The following is a 21,842-nucleotide window of genomic DNA, read 5'->3' as shown; positions in this document are numbered from 1 at the left end:
GCAATCTCAGTCCGATGTGTGTGAACGCCCACGCCATGAATGCCGCAAACCGTCGCCGATCAGCAGGCCCACGGCGGCAAAGATCAGCGCATAGCTCAGTTGCTGCTGTGGCTCCATGCTCTCGCCCAGCAGCCAGGCCACCACGACCAGCAAGACCGGCTCCACATAGGAAAGCAGTCCGAACAGCCCCAGTGGCAGCCAGCGACTGGCAATCATGTAAAGCGCCAGCGCCACGGCGCTGACGATGCCCAGCAAGGGCAGCAGGGCCCAAAGCGAGGGATGGCCCGCCAGCAGCGGCCAACTGCCGGGCACGCGCAGCGTAAAGCCGACGGCCACCGGTACCAGCAGGGCCATGTCGATCCAGTGACCTGCCAGGGTATCGGTCTGCAGCCACCGGCGCAGCAAGAAATACACCGTGTAACCCAGCGCCACCACCCAGGTCTCCCAGGACATACCGCCCGCCTGCCAGAACTCGTGTGCCACACCCGCCGCCGCCACCAGCGCGGCCAGGCCCTGGCCGGGCGTCAGGCGCTCGGCAAACAGCACACGCCCGGCCACGACCATCACCAGCGGCAGCAGAAAATAGCCCAGTGACACCGGCAACGCGCGCCCGTTCATCGGTGCCCACATGAAGATCCACAGCTGCACGCCCAGCAGCGCCGAGCTCAGCACCAGCAGCAGTCCAAACCGGGGCTGGGCCAGGGCTCGCGCCAGCAAGGCGCGTACCGCCGCCACCTCCTTGAGAGCGAACAGCAGGGCCGTGGTGAAGGGCAAGGTCACCAGCACGCGCCAGCCAAAGATCTGCTCGCCATCGAGCGGGGCGAGAAAAGGCGAGAGGTAATACAGCGAAGCGAACAGCACGGACGCCAGTACCGAAACCACCACGCCCTTGAACATCACAGACACAAGATCAAGCCTCCAAATGGCTGCCGGCATCGATCCATCATGCGCGGCACCTATTCCCCAAAAATGAGCCGACGTAGAGCGGCCCGCACCGATTCTCGGCCACGGCGCGGCCTGCCAGCAGGCAGGCCCTGGTCAGCAAAGCTTTGCACTGTGCGCTAGAGTGCGGCTCGCCCTGTATTGCCTGTCCTCCTCATGCCCGACACCGCCCCGACCGCCTGCTCTGCCAATCCCCTTTTGCATATCCTCTGGCAGGACGAGCACCTGGTCGCCGTCTACAAACCCGCCGGCTGGCTGGTGCATCGCACAGGGCTGGATGCGCACGAGACGCGCTTTGTCATGCAGACGCTGCGCGACCAGCTGGGTCGCCATGTCTGGCCGGTGCACCGGCTGGACAAGGGCACTTGCGGCGTGCTGCTCATGGCACTGAACAAGCAAGCGGCCCAGGCCCTGGCGGCGAGCTTTGCAGTCCATGAAACCCGCAAGGAATATCGGGCCCTGGTGCGCGGCTGGTTGCCCGAAATAGTGGAAGTCGATCACCCCCTCAAGCCCGACGATGCACCCGAGGATGCCCCGGTGCAGGAGGCGCACACGCGCTTGCGCTGCCTGGCACGCCTGTCCTGGCCCGAAAGCTATGACGGCCGGCACCCCGAGACCCGCATCAGCCTGGTCGAAGCCCTGCCCACCACGGGCCGCAGACACCAGATCCGCCGTCACCTCAAGCATGTGGCCCACCCCATCATCGGCGACGCCACCCACGGCAAAGGTCCGCTGAACCGCTGGTGGGCCGAGCGCCTGGGTCAGCAACGGCTGTGGCTGCATGCCAGGGCACTGGAGATCGCTCACCCCGTGAGCGGCCAGCCGCTGCGCTTCGAGGCCGACTGGTCCACCCTGCCCCAGGTACAGGAAGCACAGGACTGGCAAACGCTGCTGGCCCTGCCGGGCTGGCAGTCCACCCCATAAAAATAGCTGAAAGTCTTTTTATATAAAGAACTGACAGCTATTATTTTTGCTATTACGCAGACTTGGGCGTGGCGCGAATCCACTTGCCCTCTTCGTCGAACTGCAGGCTAGGTGCGGCCAGGAAATCGTACTGCGCTTCGGGGTCGGCCTTGAGCTCGCCCTGCAGCAACTCCACCAGACGCTCGTTGCCCATCTTGAAGCCACAGGCCTGGGCGTGACCGCCGCCTCCAAAGCTCTCGGCCAGAGGAATGCAGTTGAAGTCCGAGCGCGAGCGCAGGCCCACCTTGGTGCCCTTGTGATTGGCATGCCACATCAGGGCAAAGCTGCCGCTCTGGCGTGCCAGCAAGTCACCCACCTGGCTGTGGAACATGCCCGGGCAGTTGACCATCAGGCCCTGCCTGCCGTTGAAGACCAGCACCTGGGCGCCGTCGGCAATATCGGCACAAAGCTTCTGGAATTTCTCGTCCATGGCGCCGCCACGGGCCATGTAGACGGTTTCCTGCTCGGGCGTGAAGGCCGCAATCTCGGCCCAGCGCTCAAAGCTGCGCACGGGCTCCATATCCAGAGCCGCGAGAAACGCCGCGCTTTCGGGGAATTCCCATTTCCAGATATCGCGGTCCTCGATGTAGCGAATCAGACCGGGCACGGGCTTGTCGGCCTGGAAAAACTCCCAGGCCAGACGCGCGCCGGACTTGCTCATATCGAAATGCACCACGCCGCATTGGCATTGGTAGCCGCTGAGTTTCTCGGCCGCGCTCTTGTGATGGTCCAGCACCACGAGCTTGGCCACGCGCGACTCGATCTCGGCCATCAGCGTGGGCTCGAAGGCAAAGTCCAGCACATAGACGGCGCGACCAGCCAGCTCGCCCAAGTCATCGGCCGTCTGAATCTCGCCGTGATCCAGACCGCGAAACTCGGCCTGACCTTCATAGAACAGCCAGGCCGCCAGCGCCGCGCCGAAGCCGTCGGGGCAGCGACGGCCATGGTAGAGGATGAGGGGGTTGGGATCGTTGCGATCGGGGCGCACCAGCAACTGCTGGAACAGGGAAATTTTGGCGTTCTGTGCGGTCATAGCCCGGCATTTTCGCCGCTTGCGCCGAAACGAGGCGACGCACGGGGCATTGCGGGTTCACGGCTGGCTGCATCCAGCAGCTATTTCGCCCTGCCAGACACGGCCAGCGGGGCTCATCCGGCCGCCCGCAAGAGGCCTCATGCCTGGTAAGTCACCGCTTGCTTTTCCCTCGGTTACCACAAGCGCTGAAATCCCTGATTTCGGTATCTACCTAAGCCCCCACTCTTCGCATACGCCTATGATGGGGGTCTTGCTATTGAAATGCTGCGGTCACCGGCAGGCCCGCAACGCTTGCCTGCCAGGACAGTTACAGCGCTGGGTGCTCCGCGGCCCCTGTATGCGATCTACACCCGATATCACTCCTCACCTCGGTACGCTGCTCAGTTTTCGCCGCGACCTGCACGCCAATCCTGAGCTCAAATACGAAGAGCACCGCACCAGCGACAAGGTAGCCGCATATCTCACGGCCCTGGGCCTGACCGTGCATCGTGGCCTGGGCCAGACTGGCGTTGTCGCCAGCATCTATGGCAAGGGCCGCAGCAAGGACAACCCCGGCCGCAGCATCGGCATCCGCGCCGACATGGATGCCCTGCCGGTCACGGAAATCAACACCTTCGGGCACATCAGCCAAAACAAGGGCCGCATGCATGCCTGCGGCCACGACGGCCACACCACCATGCTGCTGGGCGCTGCCACCACCTTGGCTCAGCAGCCCGACTTTGACGGCACCGTACACCTGATCTTCCAGCCAGCCGAAGAAGGCGGCGCTGGCGCCAAGGCCATGATGGACGATGGCCTGTTCGACAAATTCCCCTGCGAAGCTGTGTTTGCGCTGCACAACTGGCCATCGCTGCCGGCAGGTCAAATGGCGGTGCGCGTAGGCCCCATCATGGCCTCCACCCTGCGCTTTCAGATCAGAGTCCACGGCAAGGGCGGCCATGCGGCCATGCCCCACACCACGCTGGACCCGATTCCCGTGGCCTGCGCCATCGTCAGCCAGTTGCAGACCCTGGTCTCGCGCAGCACCGATCCGCTGGACTCGGCAGTGCTCACAGTGGGCAAGATCACCAGCGGCACCGTGGAAAACATCATTCCCGATGACGCCATCATCGCCGGCACCGTGCGCACCCTGAAGAAGGAAACGCGCGAGATGTTTGTTGAAGGCCTCAAGCGCATCAGCAGCCATGTGGCAGCCGCCCATCTGTGCACGGCCGAGTTCACGCTGCGCCCCGGCTCCTACCCCAACACCACCAACCACGCCCGCGAAGCCAAGTTCATGGCCGCCGTGATGCGTGAAGTGGTCGGTAATGACAACGCCTTTGACGATGTGCTGCCCGCCATGACCTCCGAAGACTTCGGCTTCATGCTGGAGGCCGTCCCCGGCGCCTATGGCTGGATTGGCAATGCCAAGGGAGACCAGCCCGGCGTGAGCCTGCACAATCCGGCCTACGACTTCAACGATGACAACATCGGTCGCGGCTCCAGGTTCTGGGATCTGCTGGCACGTCGCTATTTTGAGCAGCCTGCCGCCTGACGACTACCACCCACTACGCCATTCATAGCTGACAGCCCTCAACCAGCAATGGTTGCGGGCTTTTTCATATCTTGGCGGCGGCATCGGGCTCGCCCAATACCTCGACCAGCCAACGCTGCTGCGGCATGGGCATGCCGAGCAGCATGCCCTGCAGCACGATATCCGGGTTCCACTGCGTCAACTGCAGCGCCTGCTCGGACAGCTCCACGCCTTCGGCCACCACGCGCAGTTGCAAGCGGCGCGCCACCAGCAGCATGGCCTCCACCAGAGCCGCATCTTTTTCGGAACGATGACTGCCGCTGACAAAGCTTCTGTCGATCTTGAGTTCCTGAATCGGCAGGTGCTGCAGGCTGTACATGCTGGAGTAGCCGGTTCCGAAGTCATCGAGAGAAATCTCTATGCCCAGGCCGCGCAGTGCCAGCATGCGCCGACGCGCCTGATCCAGATCCCGCAGCAAGGTGCCTTCGGTGATCTCCAGTGTCAGCTGGCGCGAATTGGCACCGGTTTCCCTCAAGACCTTGTCCAGCGTGGCCATGAAGTCGTCATGCGCAAATTGCTGGGCGCTGACGTTGACCGACAGGCGCAATCCGCGCTCTGCCATGGCCGGTCTGGCCAACAGCATGCAGCCCTGACGCAGCACCCAATCGCCCAGACGCACAATGAGCTCGGACTCCTCGGCCACCGGAATGAACTCTCCCGGGCTGAGCAGCCCCCATTCGGGGTGCTGCCATCGCACCAGTGCCTCGGCACCCACACAGCGACCGCGCGCATCGGTCTGGCTCTGCAGATACAGACGCAGCTCCCCGTCGGAGATGCCATGGTACAAATCCCTGGCAATGCGCACGCGCCGATACACATCCTGGGCCATGCGCGGCTCAAACAGCACCACACTGCCCGGACCGCCCTGCTTGGCCTCATGCAAGGCCACGCTGGCAAAGCGCAGCACGTCATGGCTGTTGCCGCCTCTGATGGCCGGCTCCAGCACCGCGCCACCGATGCAACAGCTGACAAACTCGGTTTCCACCCAGCTGTCGAGGGAAAACGGCTTTTGCAAGGCCTTCTTCAAGGTCAGCGCGTACTGCTGCAGCTGCTCCTCCACACCCTGGGCATGCTTGTGCAGGCTATCGAAGACGATAGCAAACTCCGCAGCCGCGATACGCGCAATCCAGGCATCGTCAGGCAGCACCTCGACCAGTCTGGCCCCTATGGCCTGCACCAACTCGTCGCTGTGCTGCATGCCATGCACATCGTTGAAGACGGAAAAGCGATCTACATCCAGCAGCAGCAAGCCATGGCTGGCATCCTGCCGAACCAGGGCCAGTTCGCGCAGATGCAAGGTCAGCGAATGGCGGTTGGGCAGCCCTGTGAGTGAGTCCAGGTAGACCAGATCGTGGATACGGCGCTCGGCCAGAACGCGCTCGGAGAGATCGCGCTTGAGCTCCACATAATTGACGACCTCTCCTTGAGGAGTGCGAATCGGTGTCACCAGCACAGACTCCCGCAAGGCCTCACCCTTGCTCGTGCGATTGGTCATCTCGCCACGCCATAGCCCTCCCTTGGCCAGTTGCTTGAGCGCGCGCTGGCGATGACTGCGGTCCATGCCCATGGTGGATACCAGTTCGGTAGACTGGCCGAGCACCTGCTCACGCGCATAGCCCGAGCGCAGCAGAAAGGCCTCGTTGACATAGATGACCTTCAGCTCGGGATCGGTGATGACGATGCTCTCGGGGTTCTGCTCGACCGCCCGATAGAACTTGCGCAACTCGTTCTGGCTGGCCTCCAGTGCGGCCAGCATCTCCTGGCTTTTCTGCACGCGCCGCCCCAGGCTGGCTCTTGCCTGCAAGCAAATGATGAGCACCAGCATCATCATGCCCAGCAAATGCATCATCGCCAGCAGATGCTCGGCTGCCGATAGAGTCGCAAACGGAGTGCCGATATGAGGAGCCAGCCACCATAGGGCGGCAACGACGATGGAGGACAGCCCCAGCATCGTCAGGGCGGCACGCGTGCCCTGCACCCAGAGCGCAACAGCCAACCAGGCAGGAAATGCCATCACGCCCGGCCCATAGAGCCCTCCCATGTGCCAGACCCAGAGCAAGCTCAACAGCCAGTTGCCCCAGACAAAGCAGGACACGGCCCAGACCCACTGCCTGGCCTTGGCCAGGCCCATGCACAGCAGCGAAAGCAGCATGACGCCGCCGGACAGCGCCAGATCCCAGTCGTCCATCGCCGGTGTCAGCAACCAGACCAGACTCATCGCGGCGCCCAGGAGCCACATCCAGAGACAGCCCAGCCACACCATGCGGCGCATGGGCAACCGGTATCTGGCCTCGACGAAATGACGCTGCATGCAAGCCCTTTGGCATTCAGACTGAATGATGAATGCTAGGGGCAGTTGCCAATTAGTTCAATCGTCCGGCGAGCCAGGTCTTGAAAGCCCAGAGGCACGGCCTGCAAGGCTTGAGCGCATGCCAGCCCTGGCTGCATCGGGCTTGTCGCCAGCAGCCTAACGCTGCTGCTGGCGCCGCGCGCTTCGGCGCGCTTTGGTCTGGGCGTCCTTCCTGGCCTGGCGCTCCGCATCCTTTTGCTGGCCCTCGGCAAGCCAGGCCTCGAATTCGGCCGGAGTCTCCAGCGTGATGCGGCCTATGCTCACATCACGGAAGTCGGTCAGCACCAGCTCGGCAGCCTTTTGCAGGTTCACGCGGCCGCCGCTCATCACGGCACCACGCTTTTTGCCGATCAGCGTCAGCAGCTCGTCATCGTGCAATGCTGCGATCTCCTCGGCCGAGATGCCCAGCTTGTAGCGCGCCTCCAGCATGGGAGCGTAGTGCTTTTGCAGATACAAAAGCAGCTCCAGCGCCACCAGGTCTTCGTCATAGGCATTGCGCCCCACGGCACCGCTGGCTGCCAGGTTGTAGCCGCTTTTCTCCACGATGATGCGCGGCCACAGCATGCCGGGCGTGTCCCAGAGATAGAAGTCATCAGCCAGCACGATGCGCTGCTCCAGCTTGGTCACACCGGCCTCATTACCGGTCTTGGCCTGGGTCTTGCCGCTCATGGAGTTGATCAGCGTGGACTTGCCCACATTGGGCACGCCGCAGATCAGCACGCGCATGGGCTTGGCCAGACCGCCGCGCGAGGGCGCCAGCAGCTTGCACTGCTCGATCAGGCGCTTGGTGGGAGCTGGCTCCGAGGCATCCAGCGCAATGGCGCGCGTCTCGCTCTGGGCGTTGTACCAGTCCATCCAGGCCTTGGTCTGTACCGGATCGGCCATATCCTGCTTGTTGAGTATCTTCAGGCGCGGCTTGTGGCCCGTCATCTCCTGCAGCAAGGGGTTGGCACTGGAGCCAGGCAAGCGCGCATCCAGAACCTCGATGACCACATCGATTTCCTTGACGCGCTCCGTGATGGCCTGACGCGTCAGATGCATGTGACCGGGAAACCATTGGATGGCCATAAGCGGAGATCTTTCTTTTTTGCAGGGTGTGAGCACGCAATGGGCGCAAACACCCTTTTATGTCAGTGAATTCAGGCGCGCAAGGATAATCTCCCTCTGCTTTTCTGACCTGTCCGCTCGCTTATGCCCTTGCCCTCCGCCCCCCAAAAGTCCAAAGCCCGCAACGAAGTTCTGATCAAGGGCCTGACGATTGCACTGATCGGCATCATCATCTTGCTGGCACCTGTGTTCAAGCCTGAAAGCGGAATTGCCCAGCTGTTTGCCCAGTCCCATATCGTGGGCTGGTTTGCTCTGGTTCTGGGTCTGGCATTCATCGCCCAGTTTCTCTGGGTTCGCTTCAAGAAATGAGCGACACAGCCCTGCTGCAGCCGCTGACCCAGGCGCGCAGCCAGATTGCGCTATGGCAGCAGCGCGCCGCAGCAGTGGCGGTGAAGCTGCGCCAGCCGCCGCCCGAGCCCACGAGTTGCTGCGGGCGCGGCTGCAACGGCTGCGTCTGGGAAGGTTATTACGGTGCGCTGACTTTTTGGCTGGAGGATGCGGCCCAAGTCCTGACCGAGGCCTGAGCGAGACCCGAGCCCCGCTACTCGGGATTCATGCCATTTCGGCTTCCAGCGCAGCCAGGCGAGGCACATGGACTTCTTTTTCCATGACATCTACCTCGATATCGGCGATCTCGGCGATCTCGTTATCCAGCGCTTGATAGTCGATACGGAAGCGCCCCGCCCCTGCCTCCAGCCTTTGCGCCTGATGAAATAGCTCGCGCGCTGCCGCGCTGGACTCAGCCACCAGACCAGCGTTCTGGCTGGTCATGTGGTCAAGCGCCTGCACCGCCTCACTGATCTGGGCGATACCCTGGTTCTGCGCCTGTGCAGCTTCGGTGATCGACGCGATCAGGCCGCTGACCGTGCGCACATCGCGCACGATATGCTCCATGCGCTGGCCGGCCTGCAGCGCCAATGTCTGTCCCGACTTCATCTGCTTGGTGGAATGCTCCATGAGCTGGCGGATCTGCTTGGCCGCTTCGGCGCTGCGCTGGGCCAGCTCGCGCACCTCGGCCGCCACCACGGCAAAGCCACGGCCCTGAGTGCCTGCCCGCGCCGCTTCCACGGCGGCATTCAGCGCCAGGATATTGGTCTGGAAGGCAATGCCGTCAATCACCCCCACAATGGCCGCCACCTGCTGGCTGCTTTGCGCCATGTGCTCCATATTGCGAACCACCTCCTGCACCACGCTGCCGCCGCTGGCCGCAGCCTCGGCGGCGCTGCGCGCGCTCTGGTCGGCATGGCGCGCACTGTCGGCCGAATGGGTGACCAGGGTGACCATGTTATCTATGCTGCTGACCGTGGCCTTGAGCTGCTCTGCCGCATGGGCCGTGCGATCGGAGAGATCGCTGTTGTCCTGCGCCATCTGGCTGGATGCGGCGGCCACGGCCTCCACTCCGCCCTGCACCTCACCCACCAGGCCGCGCAGCTGGCGCGTCATCAGCGCCAGCGACTGCATGAGCCGACCCAGCTCGTCGCTGCGCCCCGTCGCCAGCGGTGCATAGCTGAGATCGCCCGCCGCAATGGTCTGCGCAAGCTGCACGGCCTCGCTCAAGGGCGTGGTGATGGAGCGAATCGTCGCCAGCGACAGCAATGCCCCCACCAGACCCATGAACAGGCCCACACCCATGGCCATGCGCTTGGCGATGGCGGTTTGCTCGCGGCCATGCTGCTCGGCCTCCAGGCGCTGCTGCTGCTGGGCCTCGATAAAGGCATCCTGCGCCTGGACATAGCGCCTGGAAGCGGGGATCAGTTGTTCGTCTACCAGCTTCTGCGCCTCCCAGGCCTTGCCCAGATCACGGGCCTGATAGGCCTGCTCGTAGATATCGAGCACTGCCTTGCGTTCCTGCTCCACCCTGGCCAGGCCGCTGCGATCGACTTCGCTCTGCGCATCGGCCTGCACCTGTTGCTGCAGACCACCGGCCTGTTGCATCAGCCCACGCGCTTTCTGCGAGAGCTGAGCAATCAGATGCTCTTCCGAGGAGAGCACGCTGGCCAGCGCAGCCTCCACGCTCTGCAGCGTCAGCGCCTGCCAGCGCAGCGCAAGATTGATGCGCTTGTCCGTGGCCTGAACAGCAGCGCTGACCCGCTGCTCCACATTCTGCAGATAGCTGAACAAGCCGCCCGCCACCAGCACATTGCACAGCAACAGCCCCAGGAACAAGGCCCACATCTTGCGAGCCACTGAAAGATTCTGGAATTTCTTCAACAACATGAGCACACCGCCGATCAAGCGCGGAGCGCAGCACTCCGCTGATGGTTACGATATGAAACACAGATGACAAGGCCGTGACATCGCGACTTGCTCAAAAAGAAAAAGCGCTTGCAGCCCAAGGGCCACAAGCGCTTTCAGCTATCGAATTCAGAGAATCAGCGCAGGCTGGCCGGGTCCATATAGCGCTGGCGCCATTCTTCGAACGTCATGGTGTCGGCAGCCTCGATGGATTGCTGCGCGGTCACCGACTCCTGGCTCATCTGCTCGTAGCGCGCCTGCTGCTCGGCCGTCCAGGGCATGGCCAGCAAGGCATCGCGGGCCTTGGCGGACTGCATGGTCATGAAGTCGATGAAACGATTGTCATAGGCGTCGGTGAGTTCCTTGAGCACATGGGCCGAGGGCGTGGACTGCGCATCCTGCACGCGGGCCAGAGCCTGATCCAGCGCAGCGCCGTAGTCGCTTGTGCCGTGAGCGGCGTCCAATGCCTGGGCATACGGGCGGCACTGCTCCAGCACATCCTGCGCCCAGTCGGTCAGCAGCACCTGCTGGCCGTTGCGCACCAGCTTCAGGCCCGGCTCGCGGCCCTGCTCTGCGGCCAGATGCTGGTTGTGCTTGAGGTCGGCAATTTCCTGAGGCGTGTCATCGGGGCTATCGCTGTGCAGGCAGTGCAGCAGGAAGACGTCGATCATGCGCATGGTGGCTGCGGCAATGCCCACGGTTTCATAGGGATCGATGTCCATGAGCCGCACTTCCACATACTCCACACCGCGTTCGCGCAGCGCATGAAGCGGGCGCTCACCACTCTTGACGGTGCGCTTGGGGCGGATGGTGCCGTAGAACTCGTTCTCGATCTGCAGCAGGCCCGTGCCCAGCTGGTTGTAGTCGCCACCGGGGTTCCTCACGCCCAGTTGCTCGTAGGCCGGGTAAGGACGGGTCAGCGCCTCATGCAGCGAGTCCGCATAGCCGTCGAGTCCGTTGTAGCTGACATTGATGCTGGACTGCGCATCGCTCTGATAGCCCAGGCGTCCCATGCGCAACGATGTGGCATAGGGCAGGTACAGCGCATGCCTGCCCTCGCCCAGCGGTTGCAGGCGATGCTCACGCCCTTCCACAAAGCAGGGACACAGCGCGGGAGAAGCGCCATACAGATACAGCAGCACGAAGGCGTTGCGGCGGAAGTTACGGATCAGCGCAAAGTACTGGTCACTGCTCACTCGGGGCAGCGACCAGTTGTAATGAATCCCCGAGATGGTCTGCATGCGGCGGCCATAGCGGTGGCCCAGACCCATGCGGTACACACTCTTGGAACGGCCCGAGTGCGAACTGCCATAGCGGCCCAACGGAATCGTCTCGTCCGTGGGCAGGCGGCAGGGCATGCTGGAGTTCCACATCAGCTCGCCGCTTTCGCTGAGGTTGCGCAGCACGAACTGATGGACTTCGGTCAGCTCGTCCAGGCATTCCTCCACCCCCAGGCGCGCGCCGGTGATGAGTTCCAGCTGGGACTCGCTGTAATCGGTGGTGATGTGTGGGTGCGTGAGAGCCGAGCCCAGTTCCGCCGGGTGCGGCGTCAGGGCCAGCGAGCCTGTAGCCAATGCCCGCAGCCCCTCTTTCTCGATGCCGCGACGAATGCCCAGCAGCCTCTCGGCAGTGGGCATATTCACGGCGGCCTGCGATGTCTTCATTGTTCTTACCTTCTTAGTGAAGACGCTGACGACAAACTTCGTCTGCCCAATCGCGCCCAGACGGCGAATGATAGAGAAACAAGACGCAACGCGATGGCGGCTGGCCGCTTAACCACGTTTTTCGGCCTGTTGTGCTGCCAAGAGCCAGGACCTCTACCAGAAATTTGTCAGGTTAACCGCAACCCAGACATGAGCACATGCTCACTCCAGAACAGAAAAAGCCCTCGCAAGAGGGCTTTTTTCAGCTGTGCTAATCGCAACCGCTAGCAGCTCTTGCCGCTCGTACAGGGCAAAAAATGCGGCGACTTTGGCCTTGATCAATGTCCATGCGCTTTCATGGCCTTGCCCACTTCCACCTGTCCCTGGACGGAGCCGCTGGCCGGCACCTGCTGGCCCTCGCTGGCCGTGACTTCGGCCAGGCGCGCGGCCAGCTCCTCGGGGACGGTCTCGCCCATGCCCAGATAGATACCCTCGGTCATGGTGATGTGCGCCGCCTCGAAACCGCCGGCGCCGGCACAGACAATGGTGCGCGTGGGCGCGCTCTCGTGCGCCAGCACCAGCATGGCAGGCACCACGGCCTCCGGCTTCAGGGCCTCCAGCACCGGCTCGGGCAGCAGGCCCGCCGTCATGCGTGTGGCTGCCGTGGGGGCCAGCGCATTGACCCGGATATTGTGTTTGGCCCCTTCGATGGCCAGCGTCTGCATCAGGCCCACCTGGGCCAGCTTTGCCGCGCCATAGTTGGCCTGGCCGAAATTGCCATAGAGGCCCGTGGACGAGGTCGTCATCACGATGCGACCATAGTTTTGCTCCTGCATATAGGGCCAGACGGCCTTGCAGCAGTTGGCTGCGCCCATCAGGTGCACGTCGACGACCAGGCGGAAGTCCGCCATGTCCATCTTGGCAAAGCTCTTGTCGCGCAGAATACCGGCGTTGTTGACCAGAATGTCCACGCGCCCCCAGGCCGTGATGGCTTGCTTGACCATGGTCTGCACGGCGTCGAAGTCGGTCACGGAGGCCGCGTTGGCAATCGCCTCGCCGCCCGCCGCACGGATTTCATCCACCACCTGCTGCGCCGCCGTGGCCGAGCCGCCCGAGCCGTCCACCGCGCCGCCCAGATCGTTGACCACCACCTTGGCGCCGCGCCTGGCCAGCGCCAGTGCATGCAGACGCCCCAGACCGCCGCCCGCCCCCGTCACGATGGCCACACGACCTTGAAAATCCATTGCCATGATGTCTTGCTCCTTGCTTATGCATTGATGCGGCCACTTTAAGCGCCCATGCTGCAGCGCAACGTAGCGTTTGCGACTGCCTGCGGGTAAGTCAGTAGAATGCTACTAATATAGAAGCTATTACCGCAATCAAGCACTTACTTTCAATATTAAAAACATTCAAATTTCAATACTCACATACAATAATTGCTATCTTTTAAATAGCAAATCAACTATCCACAAACGATGTTCTGGGTCATTAAAGTCGTAAACACAGGCCGAGCATCCACGCGCCTTCCAGAGCATCACTTGCGCAGCCCTGTCGAACTAAAGGCGTAAACACCCTCCAGAGTCAATCAAAGCAATCACCGACAAGAAGCCACATTCGCGAATCTTTTTCATGTTGATGCCTTCCAGGTGGTTCGCTGTCAAGGATTTGATGGTGCCAACCTCCCGGTTAGCTGTCCGCAGTGTCAGCCGGTTGATTCGCTCTCTGCCAGAGACTGCGCCAAGCGCGATCGGCGTCTCGCAGATGGACGGTCCACTCAGGATGGAGTGAACGGAGGTGTGCTCAGCCCAACTGCTTGCCGATCTCATGCAAGCTATCGCCAGCTTTTCAGCAACACCACACCCGTACTTTCTGAACTTCTGTGTAGTGAACCCACCGCCCTTGCTTCATGCCTCAGTCGTTGCATTGCATTGATCAGTTGACCCCACACTCAACACCTTGAAGATGGAAGTACCTGATTGATTCGGCAGGAACGTGCGCAATCAGCAGGGCCCTGAAAACCATGTAGAAAACTCTGGTCAGAATCACATCTGATGCTTTAGTGCGCATCCAAATTGATAGCAAACATTGCAGAACCAATGGCCATCATTGTCATCTTCGTTAGAGCGCGATCTTTTAAGACTCGTCCAACTCACCAATGCGTCACTGAACTTCTTTGCTGCAGGAGACAGTGAACGCGCGGCATGAAGCACTAGCACGACTTCTCGCTCCATTCGAGGTTGGGAAATAGGCTTAAGCACTAACCCCATCGACTCCGAAAGGCGGCGTGTAGAGCCCGTCAGAACACCCACACCCAGTCCCCCTGCAACCATACCGACAATGGTCAACGGCAGTGCAACTTCATGCACGTATTTCAGCGACACGCCTTCACTAGCCAGAGAAAACTCCAGCGCCGTTCTCACCGGATTTCCCTTGCGAGATCCTATCAAGGGGTGTTTTTGCAACTCCTTCCAGGTCACGCTTCTTTTTTTCGCCAAAGCATGGTCGTGCGGCATCACGGCAAAAAAAGGTTCTGACCACAGTGTTTTCATAGACAAATCTCCATGGTCACCAAAGGCCGTACCCACGCCAAAATCCACAGCACCGCCTTTGACCATCTGGATGACATCGTCCTGGGTAACATCGAGCAGCTCAATCTTGATGCCCGGATGCATCTCGCTGAAGAACTTGACCATTCGGGGAAGCACCAGAGCCGCCTGCATGGAAGAAGCCGCAATCGAAACCCGCCCCCTCTCCAGCGTCTTGAGCTGCGCTGAGCCGTCGAGCATGGCCGCCAGATCCGCCAGTGTTTTGCGCGCCAGCGGCAGTATCTGCATGCCGCCCTCGGTCAGGCGCAGCATGCGCGTGTGACGATCGAAGAGCTTGAGGCCGAGCAACCCCTCCAGTTCCTTGAGTTGGGTGCTGATGCTGGACTGCGGCAAGCCCAGCGATTCACCGGCTCTGGTGAGACTACCCTCCTCAGAAACCGCGACAAACACTTCCAGCTGACGTAGGGTAATCGACATATATTTATCGCCAAATCATATGAATCAGCAATGAATATATAAGCCCTCGATAGTTTTACAAAGCTTCACCTTCTGCCAGCATTGACTCATCCCCGTGACGAAAGGGCTTCGTCGGGTCGGTTTTCCTAAGCAGGAGGCCAGGATGCTGTGCTCTACCCTCACGTTCTCAAGGGGAGCTTCAGATCTTGCAGCCAGCGGCACTCGCCGCAGCAGATCGAGCCAGGTATTTATCGAGCCACTCGCAGAGCATCGCCACTTGCACGCGTTCGGCTTGCAGCTCGGACGCTTGAATCTGGGCTCTGAGTTGCGCAGCATCGCTCACCCGCTCCATCATGGGCTTCAGCGCACGGCGAACCTGACGCAGTGGCTGCACCACCTGCGCACGCCAATCGCGCACGCAATCATCAGCCTCTTGCCTGTCCCGGGCATCGAGCCGGAATCCACGAGCCTGCGCGCATTCGCAGAAAAGCTCCAGAACCACATCCACCCCGCGCTCGTCCTGCTGCAGCAGCAGCTCAGCCGCACGACCGGGAACCGCATAGCGCTCACCGATTTCCTTCCAGGCCTGTTCCGGGGTCATGGCTTTCATATGTCTGGGAGAGTTTCATGAAGATGCAGCAGGTCAACCGTCAGCGTCTGATCGTGGCCATCTCCGGAGCATCCGGATTCATCTATGGCTACAGGCTACTACAGCTTTTGCAGGGTACGGACATTGATGCGCACCTGATCCTGAGCCGCGCCGCGCTGATCACCATGGGCGCGGAAACCGATCTCAAGCTGTCTCAGGTCACTGCATTGGCGGCACAGGTTCACAAGAACGAGGACATCGGCGCCTGCGTTGCCAGCGGCTCCTGCAAATCACTGGGCATGGTGATTGCACCTTGCTCGATGAAAACGCTGGCCGAGATTGCCAACGGCATTGGCTCCACGCTGATTTCTCGCGCTGCCGACGTGATGCTCAAGGAGCGCCGCCGCCTGGTGCTGATGGCAAGAGAGACGCCGCTGACACTCACCCACCTCAAAAACATGCTGGCCGTGACGGAAATGGGCGCCATCGTCACCCCGCCGGTGCCCGCCTTCTACACCCGCCCAGCCAATCTCGACGAGATGGTGGACCACTCGCTGGGCCGGGTCCTGGATCTTTTCGATATCGAAGTGAACACCGTTAAGCGCTGGCAAGGGCTTTCGGCCATCCGCCGCAGCGAAGTCTCATGAAACAGGAGTCACAAGCATGAAGTTCTTTGAGTATGCAGAACCCACCAGCCTGCAGGAGACCGCAGAACTGCTGCAAAGCTGCGCAGGCACTGCCAGCCTGATGGCCGGAGGTACGGATTTGCTGGTGATGATGAAAGAGCATGTGCGAGCACCTTCGCATGTGGTCAACATCAAGAAGATTCCGGGCCTGGATGACTTCAGTTTCACTTTGGAAGGCGGTCTGCGCCTGGGCGCACTGGTGACCACCCGACAGATCGAGACCTCGGACATCGCACTCAGGCACTACGCCAGTCTGGCCAAGGCCTGCACAGACTTCGCCTCCATCCAGGTCCGCAACCGCGCCACGCTGGTGGGCAATGTCTGCCGTGCCTCGCCTTCGGCAGACAGCCTGCCGCCGCTGATTGCCGACGGTGCCGTGCTGCACATCTACGGCACGCAAGGGCAGCGCCAATGCCGGGTAGAAGATTTTCTGCAAGGCAGGGGACGCACCACTTTGGCGACCGATGAAATCGTCACCCATATCCAACTTCCCGCACCTGCTCAGCGCACCGGCAAGGTCTACATCAAACATGGCCGGCGCAGCCAGATGGAGCTGGCCACCGTCGGCGTGGCGGTCAGCGTGACGCTCAACGCCGCAGGAAAAGTGGACTCCATATCCATCGTTCTTGCCGCAGTGGGGCCCACGCCTTTGCGGGCTGCGGCCGCAGAGGCTCTGCTCAAGGGGCGCATACCTGATGAACAGGATATCGCAGCAGCAAGTCTGGCGGCAGCTACTGCAGCGACACCCATCAGCGATGTGCGCGCCAGCGCTGGCTACCGCCGGGACATGGTGCGCGTGCTGACTGCTCGCTCACTGACACAAGCCATCAAGGAGGCACAACAATGAACAAGCTCAATGTTTCCTGCACGGTCAATGGCGACCTGCTGGACTTCGATGTCGCACCCAACCGCAGTCTGCTGGACGCGCTGCGCACCGAGATGGGTCTGACGGGCACCAAGAAAGGCTGCGATGTGGGCGAATGCGGCTCCTGCACCATCTTGTTCAATGGCCGCCCTGCCAACGCCTGCCTGATTCTGGCAGCAGAAGCCCAGGGAGCCGAAATCACCACCGTTGAAGGTCTGCAAGGTGCAGACGGCAAGCTTCATCCCTTGCAGGAATGCTTTATGCAATGCGGCGCGGCGCAATGCGGCTTCTGCACACCCGGCATTCTGGTCGCTGCCAAAGCCTTGCTGGACGAGAACCCCTGCCCGAGCACCGAAGACATCCGCTTTGCCATCGCCGGCAACATCTGTCGCTGCACGGGATACACCAAAATTCTGGACGCCATTGTTGCAGCCGCCCCCATCGCACAGGAGGCCAGCGCATCATGAGCCAAAAATCCATCATCGGAACCAGCGTCAGGCGCAACGACTTGCTGGCCAAGGTCACAGGCGACGCCAAATATGTGGCTGACATGCATCTGCCCGGCATGCTGTATGCCAGGACCAAGCGCAGCAATGTCGCCCATGCCCGCATCGTGAAGATCGACACCAGCCGGGCTCTGGCCCTGCCGGGAGTGAAAGCCGTTCTGACCCATGAGAACGTACCGCGCGTGCTGCACGCAGGCTCACCACACCCACGCTCTGCATCGGTCACCTGCGATCAGTACATTCTTGACAGCAAGGTCAGGTACTGGGGCGAAAGTGTTGCGGTGGTCGCGGCAACCAGCGAAGAAATTGCAGAGCAGGCTCTTGATCTCATTGATGTCGAATATGAGCTACTTCCGGCTTTTTTCACCACCGAAGAAGCTCTGGCCGCACCAGCCTCCCAACTCATTCACGACCGAGAGCCTGGTGGCAATCTGGTGCTGCCACCGGTTCGGGTACAGCGCGGGGACATCGTCAAAGGCTTTGAGGAAGCCGACTTTGTCCTCGAAGGCGAGTATGAAGGCGGCCGCCCTACTCCCGCCTATATGGAGCCCAACGCCTGCATGTGCCAGTGGGATGGCAACGGCAATCTCACGGTCTGGATCTCCACGCAGACGGCTTTCATGGTACGCGGCATCATGGCCGAAGTGCTGGGCCTGCCGCTGCATAAGGTGCGCGTGCTGGTTGACCATATGGGCGGAGGCTTTGGTGCCAAGCAGGACTTGTTCCAGAGCGAGTTTCTCTGCGCGCTGCTAGCCAAACAGACGCGCCGTCCTGTGCGCATGGAGTTTTCGCGGGAAGAAACCTTCCTCGGAGGCCGCACCCGACACCCCTTCAAGATCTGGCTCAAACAGGGTTTTCGCAAGGACGGCAGCATCACCGCGCGCCAGGCCCGCGTGGTCTTCAACTCAGGTGCCTACGGCTCACATGGCCCGGGCGTGACCAACGTGGGCACCGCATCCCTGACATCGCTGTACCGCTGCGAGAACGTGGACCTGGAAGGGCTATGCGTCTATACCAATAGCCCCATCGCTGGCGCGTTTCGCGGCTATGGCGTCGTTCAGACCTATTTTGCGCTGGACCTGCAGCTTGATGAAGCGGCGCAGGTCTTGGGCATGAACCCGGCAGAGCTCAAGCTGATGAATGCCGTCAGCCAGGGCGATCTGGCCCCTTCGGGCCACCCCATCGTAGGCCACGGCTTGCCCGACTGCATACGCCGCGGCATGCAAGAGGTGCACTGGCCGCGTGGCTCAAGCCCGAAAGAGGGCCCGGTACGCCGAGGCTGGGGCATGGGCTGCGAAATGCATGGCAGCAGCGCCTACCCCGGCATCAAGGAGCAAGGCAATGCCATCGTCAAGATGAATGAAGACGGCACGGTAGTACTGCTGACGGGCACTGCTGGTCTGGGCACAGGCGCCCATACGGCGCTGGCACAAATCGTGGCCCAGGAGCTGGGCCTGTGCTTTGAGGCCGTCAGCGTCATGCATGGAGACACCGACGTCGTTCCCTGGGACATTGGCGCATTTGCCAGCCACACAACCTATATGGGTGGGCGAGCGGCCCAGATGGCGGCAGCGAAGGTCAAAGAGCAACTGCTGGAGCGCGCTGCAGGCTATCTTGACACTGCTGCCTCCAACCTCCAGGTGTCACAGGGCGTGATATGTGGCCCCGATGGCAAAAGCATGAGCGTGCGTGATGCCGTCGCAGCGCGCAAAGGCATTCCGGCTGCGCAACTGGTGGGCACAGCCACCTATCACCCCACCAAGGCCTATTCCTTCGCGGCCCACTTTGCCGAGGTCAGCGTGGACACCGAAACCGGTCAGATCACGGTACTGCAGGTTGTACCCGTGCATGAAATCGGCAAGGTGATCCATCCGATTGCGGCTGCCGGCCAGATCGAAGGCGGCATACAGCAGGGCATAGGTCACACGCTTTACGAGGACTACCAGATCGACATGAGTACCGGGCGCTCACTGAATGCCAACTTTGTCGACTACAAGATGCCGCTGTCCATGGACATGCCTCAGATACGCACCGTGCTGCTGGAGACCGCGCCCGATCCAGGCGGTCCGTATGGCGCCAAAGGCGTGGGCGAGGACCCCATCATCGCCATCGGTCCGGCCATCGTGAACGCCGTGTATGACGCCATCGGCGTGCGCTTTCGTCACTACCCCATCCGTCCCGAGCAAGTGCTGCAAGCGCTCAAAGCCCGGACTGCGCAAGGCCACCGTGTCACAGAAGGAGCTTACACATGACCTCGACCTCTCAACGCCCCATTCCCGTCACCATACTCACTGGCTTTCTGGGGGCAGGCAAGACGACGCTGCTCAATCACATCCTCACGGAAAAGCATGGTCACCGCATCGCTGTGATCGAAAACGAGTTCGGCGAAATAGATGTGGACTCCGATCTGGTGATGGCCTCCGAAGAGGAAATCTTCCAGGTCGCCAATGGATGCATCTGCTGCGTAGTCGATGTGCGCAACGATCTGGTGCAGATTCTGCAGAAGCTGCTCGACCGCAAGGACCAGTTTGACCACATCCTGGTGGAGACCAGCGGACTGGCGGACCCCTCGCCCGTGGCCGCCACCTTCTTCATGGACAACGACGTGGCCAAGAAAGTGATGCTGGACGGCATCGTCACTCTGGTAGATGCCGTACACGTCCAGCCTCACCTGGACGATCCAGCCTTGGCCGAGTATGACAACCAGGCCGTCACGCAAATTGTGGTTGCAGACCGAATCCTGCTGAACAAGTCCGATCTGGTCGGCGAGTCCGAGCTCAAGGAGCTGGAGCGCCGCATCCGCACACTCAACAGCATTGCGCCTGTGATGCGCACTGTGCAGGCCCAAGTGGACCTATCCCAGATTCTGGGATTGCAGACATATGAGTCCGATGCACTGTCCATGACAGACCCCGACTTTCTGCACAAGCCAGCCATTGGCGGCCCCATCGGTGCCCATGTCTGCGACGAGCATTGCACGCACCAGGAACACGATCATCTGCCGGCCATTGGCCCGTCCGCTGAGCATGCTCACACGCACGACCCGTCCGTGAACTCTGTGTCGTTCACCTTTGACCGGCCCTTCGATATCGATGCCCTGATGCCCACGCTGAATGCACTGCTGAGCGAACACGGCGACGACATCTACCGCGTCAAAGGAATTTTGCATGTGCAAGGCGATGACCGCCGCCATGTGCTGCAAGGGGTTCACCGCCTGCTCGAACTCAAGCCCGCCCTGCCCTGGTGGGATGAAACACCCGGCAGCAAGCTGGTCTTCATTGGTCGCCATCTCAATGCCTCGCAGCTGCGAAGCGCACTCACTCGCCACCTGGTTTCCATCGAGGCTCAGGAAGCCGCCTGAAGCGCTTCAACCGTCATCACAGAAGGAGAGACACATGATCATCGACATCAGTTGCTACCCCACCGACCAGGTTGACCTGGCTTGGTGGCACGACGGCAAACCCTATACCGTGGACCGGCTGCTCAAAACCATGGATGGCCCCTACTACGTCAATGGCAAACCCCGCCGTATCGACAAGGCATTCATTCAGCCGCCCCAGGGCAACACCATCTACACATGGAGCGACGGTGAGAAGTCGGGCCGCGAGTCCATCGACGATTACATGGCTTACACCCTCAAATGCGTGCAGGAGCATCCCGACCGCTTCATTGGCTGCTTTGTCTACAACCCTCGCTGCGGCGTCAAGAACGGCGTCGAAGCCATAGAGCGCTATGTCAAGGAGCATGGCTTCAAGATGGTTCAGATGCAGGCCAATATGCATGCCTACCGGCCCGACCGCGCGCTGGACTGGGTGCGCCCGGCTTTCGAAAAATGCGCCGAGCTGGGTGTGCCGGTGAAGCTGCATACGGGCGACGGCCCCTACAGCATCCCCTCCGAATGGATTCCCATGATTCAGGAGTTCCCCAATGTGAACTTCATCATGGCCCACTTCGGCGTGCAGACCGGCGGCGTCTATTGCTTTGAGCCCTTTCAAGCCGCCATGGATCTGCCCAATGTCTATTGCGAATCCGGCTGGTGCCTGCAGTCGCGCATTGTGGAGTTTGCCAAGGTACTGCCCAAGCACAAGATCATTTTTGGCACCGACACCCCACCCAACGAGCCCGGCATGTGGCTGCGCCTGCTGGAAGTGCTGTGTACCAACCCCCCACAGGGCATGAACCTCGACGAGGAAACGTTAGAGGACTACCTGGGCAACAACATCGCCCGAATGATCGGCATCGAACCCACGCCAGCGCCTCGCACCTTTGAAGAGGCTGAGCAGATGTTGGGCCACAAGGCCGAGCGCCAGCCCGTGATCGAACTGTACTAATTCAAGCCCGGAGACAC

19 protein-coding genes are annotated in these 21,842 nt (G+C 61.3%); 10 read left to right on the top strand and 9 right to left on the bottom strand.

What is annotated here, in order from left to right; genetic code table 11:
- Positions 1–6: 6 nt before the first annotated feature.
- On the bottom strand, positions 7–897 hold the full coding sequence (gene rarD, locus QYQ99_RS20855) for an EamA family transporter RarD (protein WP_302093230.1): 891 nt from the start codon (positions 895–897) through the stop codon (positions 7–9).
- Positions 898–1,098: 201 nt separating this feature from the next.
- Between rarD and QYQ99_RS20850 the strand changes: the two genes are divergently transcribed.
- Positions 1,099–1,866: a pseudouridine synthase gene (locus tag QYQ99_RS20850; protein ID WP_302089840.1), complete on the top strand. Its 768-nt coding sequence runs from the start codon at positions 1,099–1,101 to the stop codon at positions 1,864–1,866.
- Positions 1,867–1,918: 52 nt separating this feature from the next.
- Here the strand turns inward: QYQ99_RS20850 and QYQ99_RS20845 are convergent, their stop codons facing one another.
- Positions 1,919–2,938 carry a DHH family phosphoesterase gene (locus QYQ99_RS20845; RefSeq protein ID WP_302089839.1) on the bottom strand — a complete coding sequence of 340 codons (1,020 nt, stop codon included), beginning with the start codon at positions 2,936–2,938 and terminating at the stop codon, positions 1,919–1,921.
- 337 nt (positions 2,939–3,275) lie between these two features.
- Between QYQ99_RS20845 and QYQ99_RS20840 the strand changes: the two genes are divergently transcribed.
- Positions 3,276–4,472, top strand: a complete 1,197-nt coding sequence (locus QYQ99_RS20840) for a M20 aminoacylase family protein (protein WP_302089838.1) — start codon at positions 3,276–3,278, stop codon at positions 4,470–4,472.
- 64 nt (positions 4,473–4,536) lie between these two features.
- On the opposite strand, the gene QYQ99_RS20835 is transcribed toward QYQ99_RS20840, so the two are convergent.
- Together QYQ99_RS20835 and ylqF are read right to left on the bottom strand one after the other, a co-directional pair.
- Positions 4,537–6,822: a GGDEF domain-containing phosphodiesterase gene (locus tag QYQ99_RS20835; RefSeq protein WP_302089837.1), complete on the bottom strand. Its 2,286-nt coding sequence runs from the start codon at positions 6,820–6,822 to the stop codon at positions 4,537–4,539.
- A gap of 156 nt (positions 6,823–6,978) precedes the next feature.
- Positions 6,979–7,929 (bottom strand): ribosome biogenesis GTPase YlqF, encoded by a 951-nt coding sequence (gene ylqF, locus QYQ99_RS20830; protein ID WP_302089836.1) that lies wholly within the window; start codon positions 7,927–7,929, stop codon positions 6,979–6,981.
- 123 nt (positions 7,930–8,052) lie between these two features.
- Here ylqF and QYQ99_RS20825 point away from each other — a divergent pair, with 123 nt between their 5' ends.
- Both QYQ99_RS20825 and QYQ99_RS20820 read left to right on the top strand, forming a co-directional pair.
- On the top strand, positions 8,053–8,277 hold the full coding sequence (locus QYQ99_RS20825) for a hypothetical protein (RefSeq protein ID WP_182283576.1): 225 nt from the start codon (positions 8,053–8,055) through the stop codon (positions 8,275–8,277).
- Positions 8,274–8,492: an oxidoreductase-like domain-containing protein gene (locus QYQ99_RS20820; RefSeq protein WP_302089835.1), complete on the top strand. Its 219-nt coding sequence runs from the start codon at positions 8,274–8,276 to the stop codon at positions 8,490–8,492. The genes QYQ99_RS20825 and QYQ99_RS20820 overlap by 4 nt, the downstream gene beginning before the upstream one ends.
- Positions 8,493–8,520: 28 nt before the next feature.
- On the opposite strand, the gene QYQ99_RS20815 is transcribed toward QYQ99_RS20820, so the two are convergent.
- The 5 genes from QYQ99_RS20815 to QYQ99_RS20795 all read right to left on the bottom strand — a co-directional run bounded on the left by QYQ99_RS20815 (position 8,521) and on the right by QYQ99_RS20795 (position 15,449).
- Positions 8,521–10,185, bottom strand: coding sequence for a methyl-accepting chemotaxis protein (locus tag QYQ99_RS20815; protein ID WP_302089834.1), 1,665 nt, complete (start codon positions 10,183–10,185; stop codon positions 8,521–8,523).
- A gap of 155 nt (positions 10,186–10,340) precedes the next feature.
- On the bottom strand, positions 10,341–11,867 hold the full coding sequence (gshA, locus tag QYQ99_RS20810) for a glutamate--cysteine ligase (RefSeq protein ID WP_302089833.1): 1,527 nt from the start codon (positions 11,865–11,867) through the stop codon (positions 10,341–10,343).
- A 317-nt stretch (positions 11,868–12,184) separates the two neighbouring features.
- Positions 12,185–13,096 (bottom strand): SDR family NAD(P)-dependent oxidoreductase, encoded by a 912-nt coding sequence (locus QYQ99_RS20805; protein ID WP_302089832.1) that lies wholly within the window; start codon positions 13,094–13,096, stop codon positions 12,185–12,187.
- A gap of 792 nt (positions 13,097–13,888) precedes the next feature.
- Positions 13,889–14,869, bottom strand: coding sequence for a LysR family transcriptional regulator (locus tag QYQ99_RS20800; RefSeq protein ID WP_302089831.1), 981 nt, complete (start codon positions 14,867–14,869; stop codon positions 13,889–13,891).
- Positions 14,870–15,047: 178 nt separating this feature from the next.
- The gene (locus QYQ99_RS20795; RefSeq protein ID WP_302089830.1) at positions 15,048–15,449 is read right to left on the bottom strand and encodes a TIGR02444 family protein; all 402 of its coding nucleotides are present in this window, start codon (positions 15,447–15,449) and stop codon (positions 15,048–15,050) included.
- Between the two features lie 26 nt (positions 15,450–15,475).
- Between QYQ99_RS20795 and QYQ99_RS20790 the strand changes: the two genes are divergently transcribed.
- Genes QYQ99_RS20790 through QYQ99_RS20765 form a run of 6 tightly spaced genes read left to right on the top strand, consistent with a single transcriptional unit; the run spans position 15,476 to position 21,825 of the window.
- The gene (locus tag QYQ99_RS20790) at positions 15,476–16,084 is read left to right on the top strand and encodes a UbiX family flavin prenyltransferase (protein WP_302089829.1); all 609 of its coding nucleotides are present in this window, start codon (positions 15,476–15,478) and stop codon (positions 16,082–16,084) included.
- Positions 16,085–16,100: 16 nt separating this feature from the next.
- Entirely contained in the window at positions 16,101–16,970 is an 870-nt protein-coding gene (locus tag QYQ99_RS20785; RefSeq protein ID WP_302089828.1) for an FAD binding domain-containing protein, read from the top strand.
- Positions 16,967–17,455: a (2Fe-2S)-binding protein gene (locus tag QYQ99_RS20780; RefSeq protein WP_302089827.1), complete on the top strand. Its 489-nt coding sequence runs from the start codon at positions 16,967–16,969 to the stop codon at positions 17,453–17,455. The genes QYQ99_RS20785 and QYQ99_RS20780 overlap by 4 nt, the downstream gene beginning before the upstream one ends.
- Complete coding sequence (locus QYQ99_RS20775; RefSeq protein ID WP_302089826.1) at positions 17,452–19,746, top strand: xanthine dehydrogenase family protein molybdopterin-binding subunit; 2,295 nt, start codon at positions 17,452–17,454, stop codon at positions 19,744–19,746. The genes QYQ99_RS20780 and QYQ99_RS20775 overlap by 4 nt, the downstream gene beginning before the upstream one ends.
- Entirely contained in the window at positions 19,743–20,855 is a 1,113-nt protein-coding gene (locus QYQ99_RS20770; protein WP_302089825.1) for a CobW family GTP-binding protein, read from the top strand. The genes QYQ99_RS20775 and QYQ99_RS20770 overlap by 4 nt, the downstream gene beginning before the upstream one ends.
- A 34-nt stretch (positions 20,856–20,889) precedes the next feature.
- Positions 20,890–21,825 carry an amidohydrolase family protein gene (locus QYQ99_RS20765; protein ID WP_003077653.1) on the top strand — a complete coding sequence of 312 codons (936 nt, stop codon included), beginning with the start codon at positions 20,890–20,892 and terminating at the stop codon, positions 21,823–21,825.
- Positions 21,826–21,842 lie beyond the last annotated feature (17 nt).

It is taken from the genome of Comamonas testosteroni (assembly GCF_030505195.1).
GTDB classification, from domain to species: Bacteria; Pseudomonadota; Gammaproteobacteria; order Burkholderiales; family Burkholderiaceae_C; genus Comamonas; species Comamonas testosteroni_G.
Note: the sequence above shows the minus strand (reverse complement) of the source record. Positions and strands in the feature narration are given on the sequence as shown.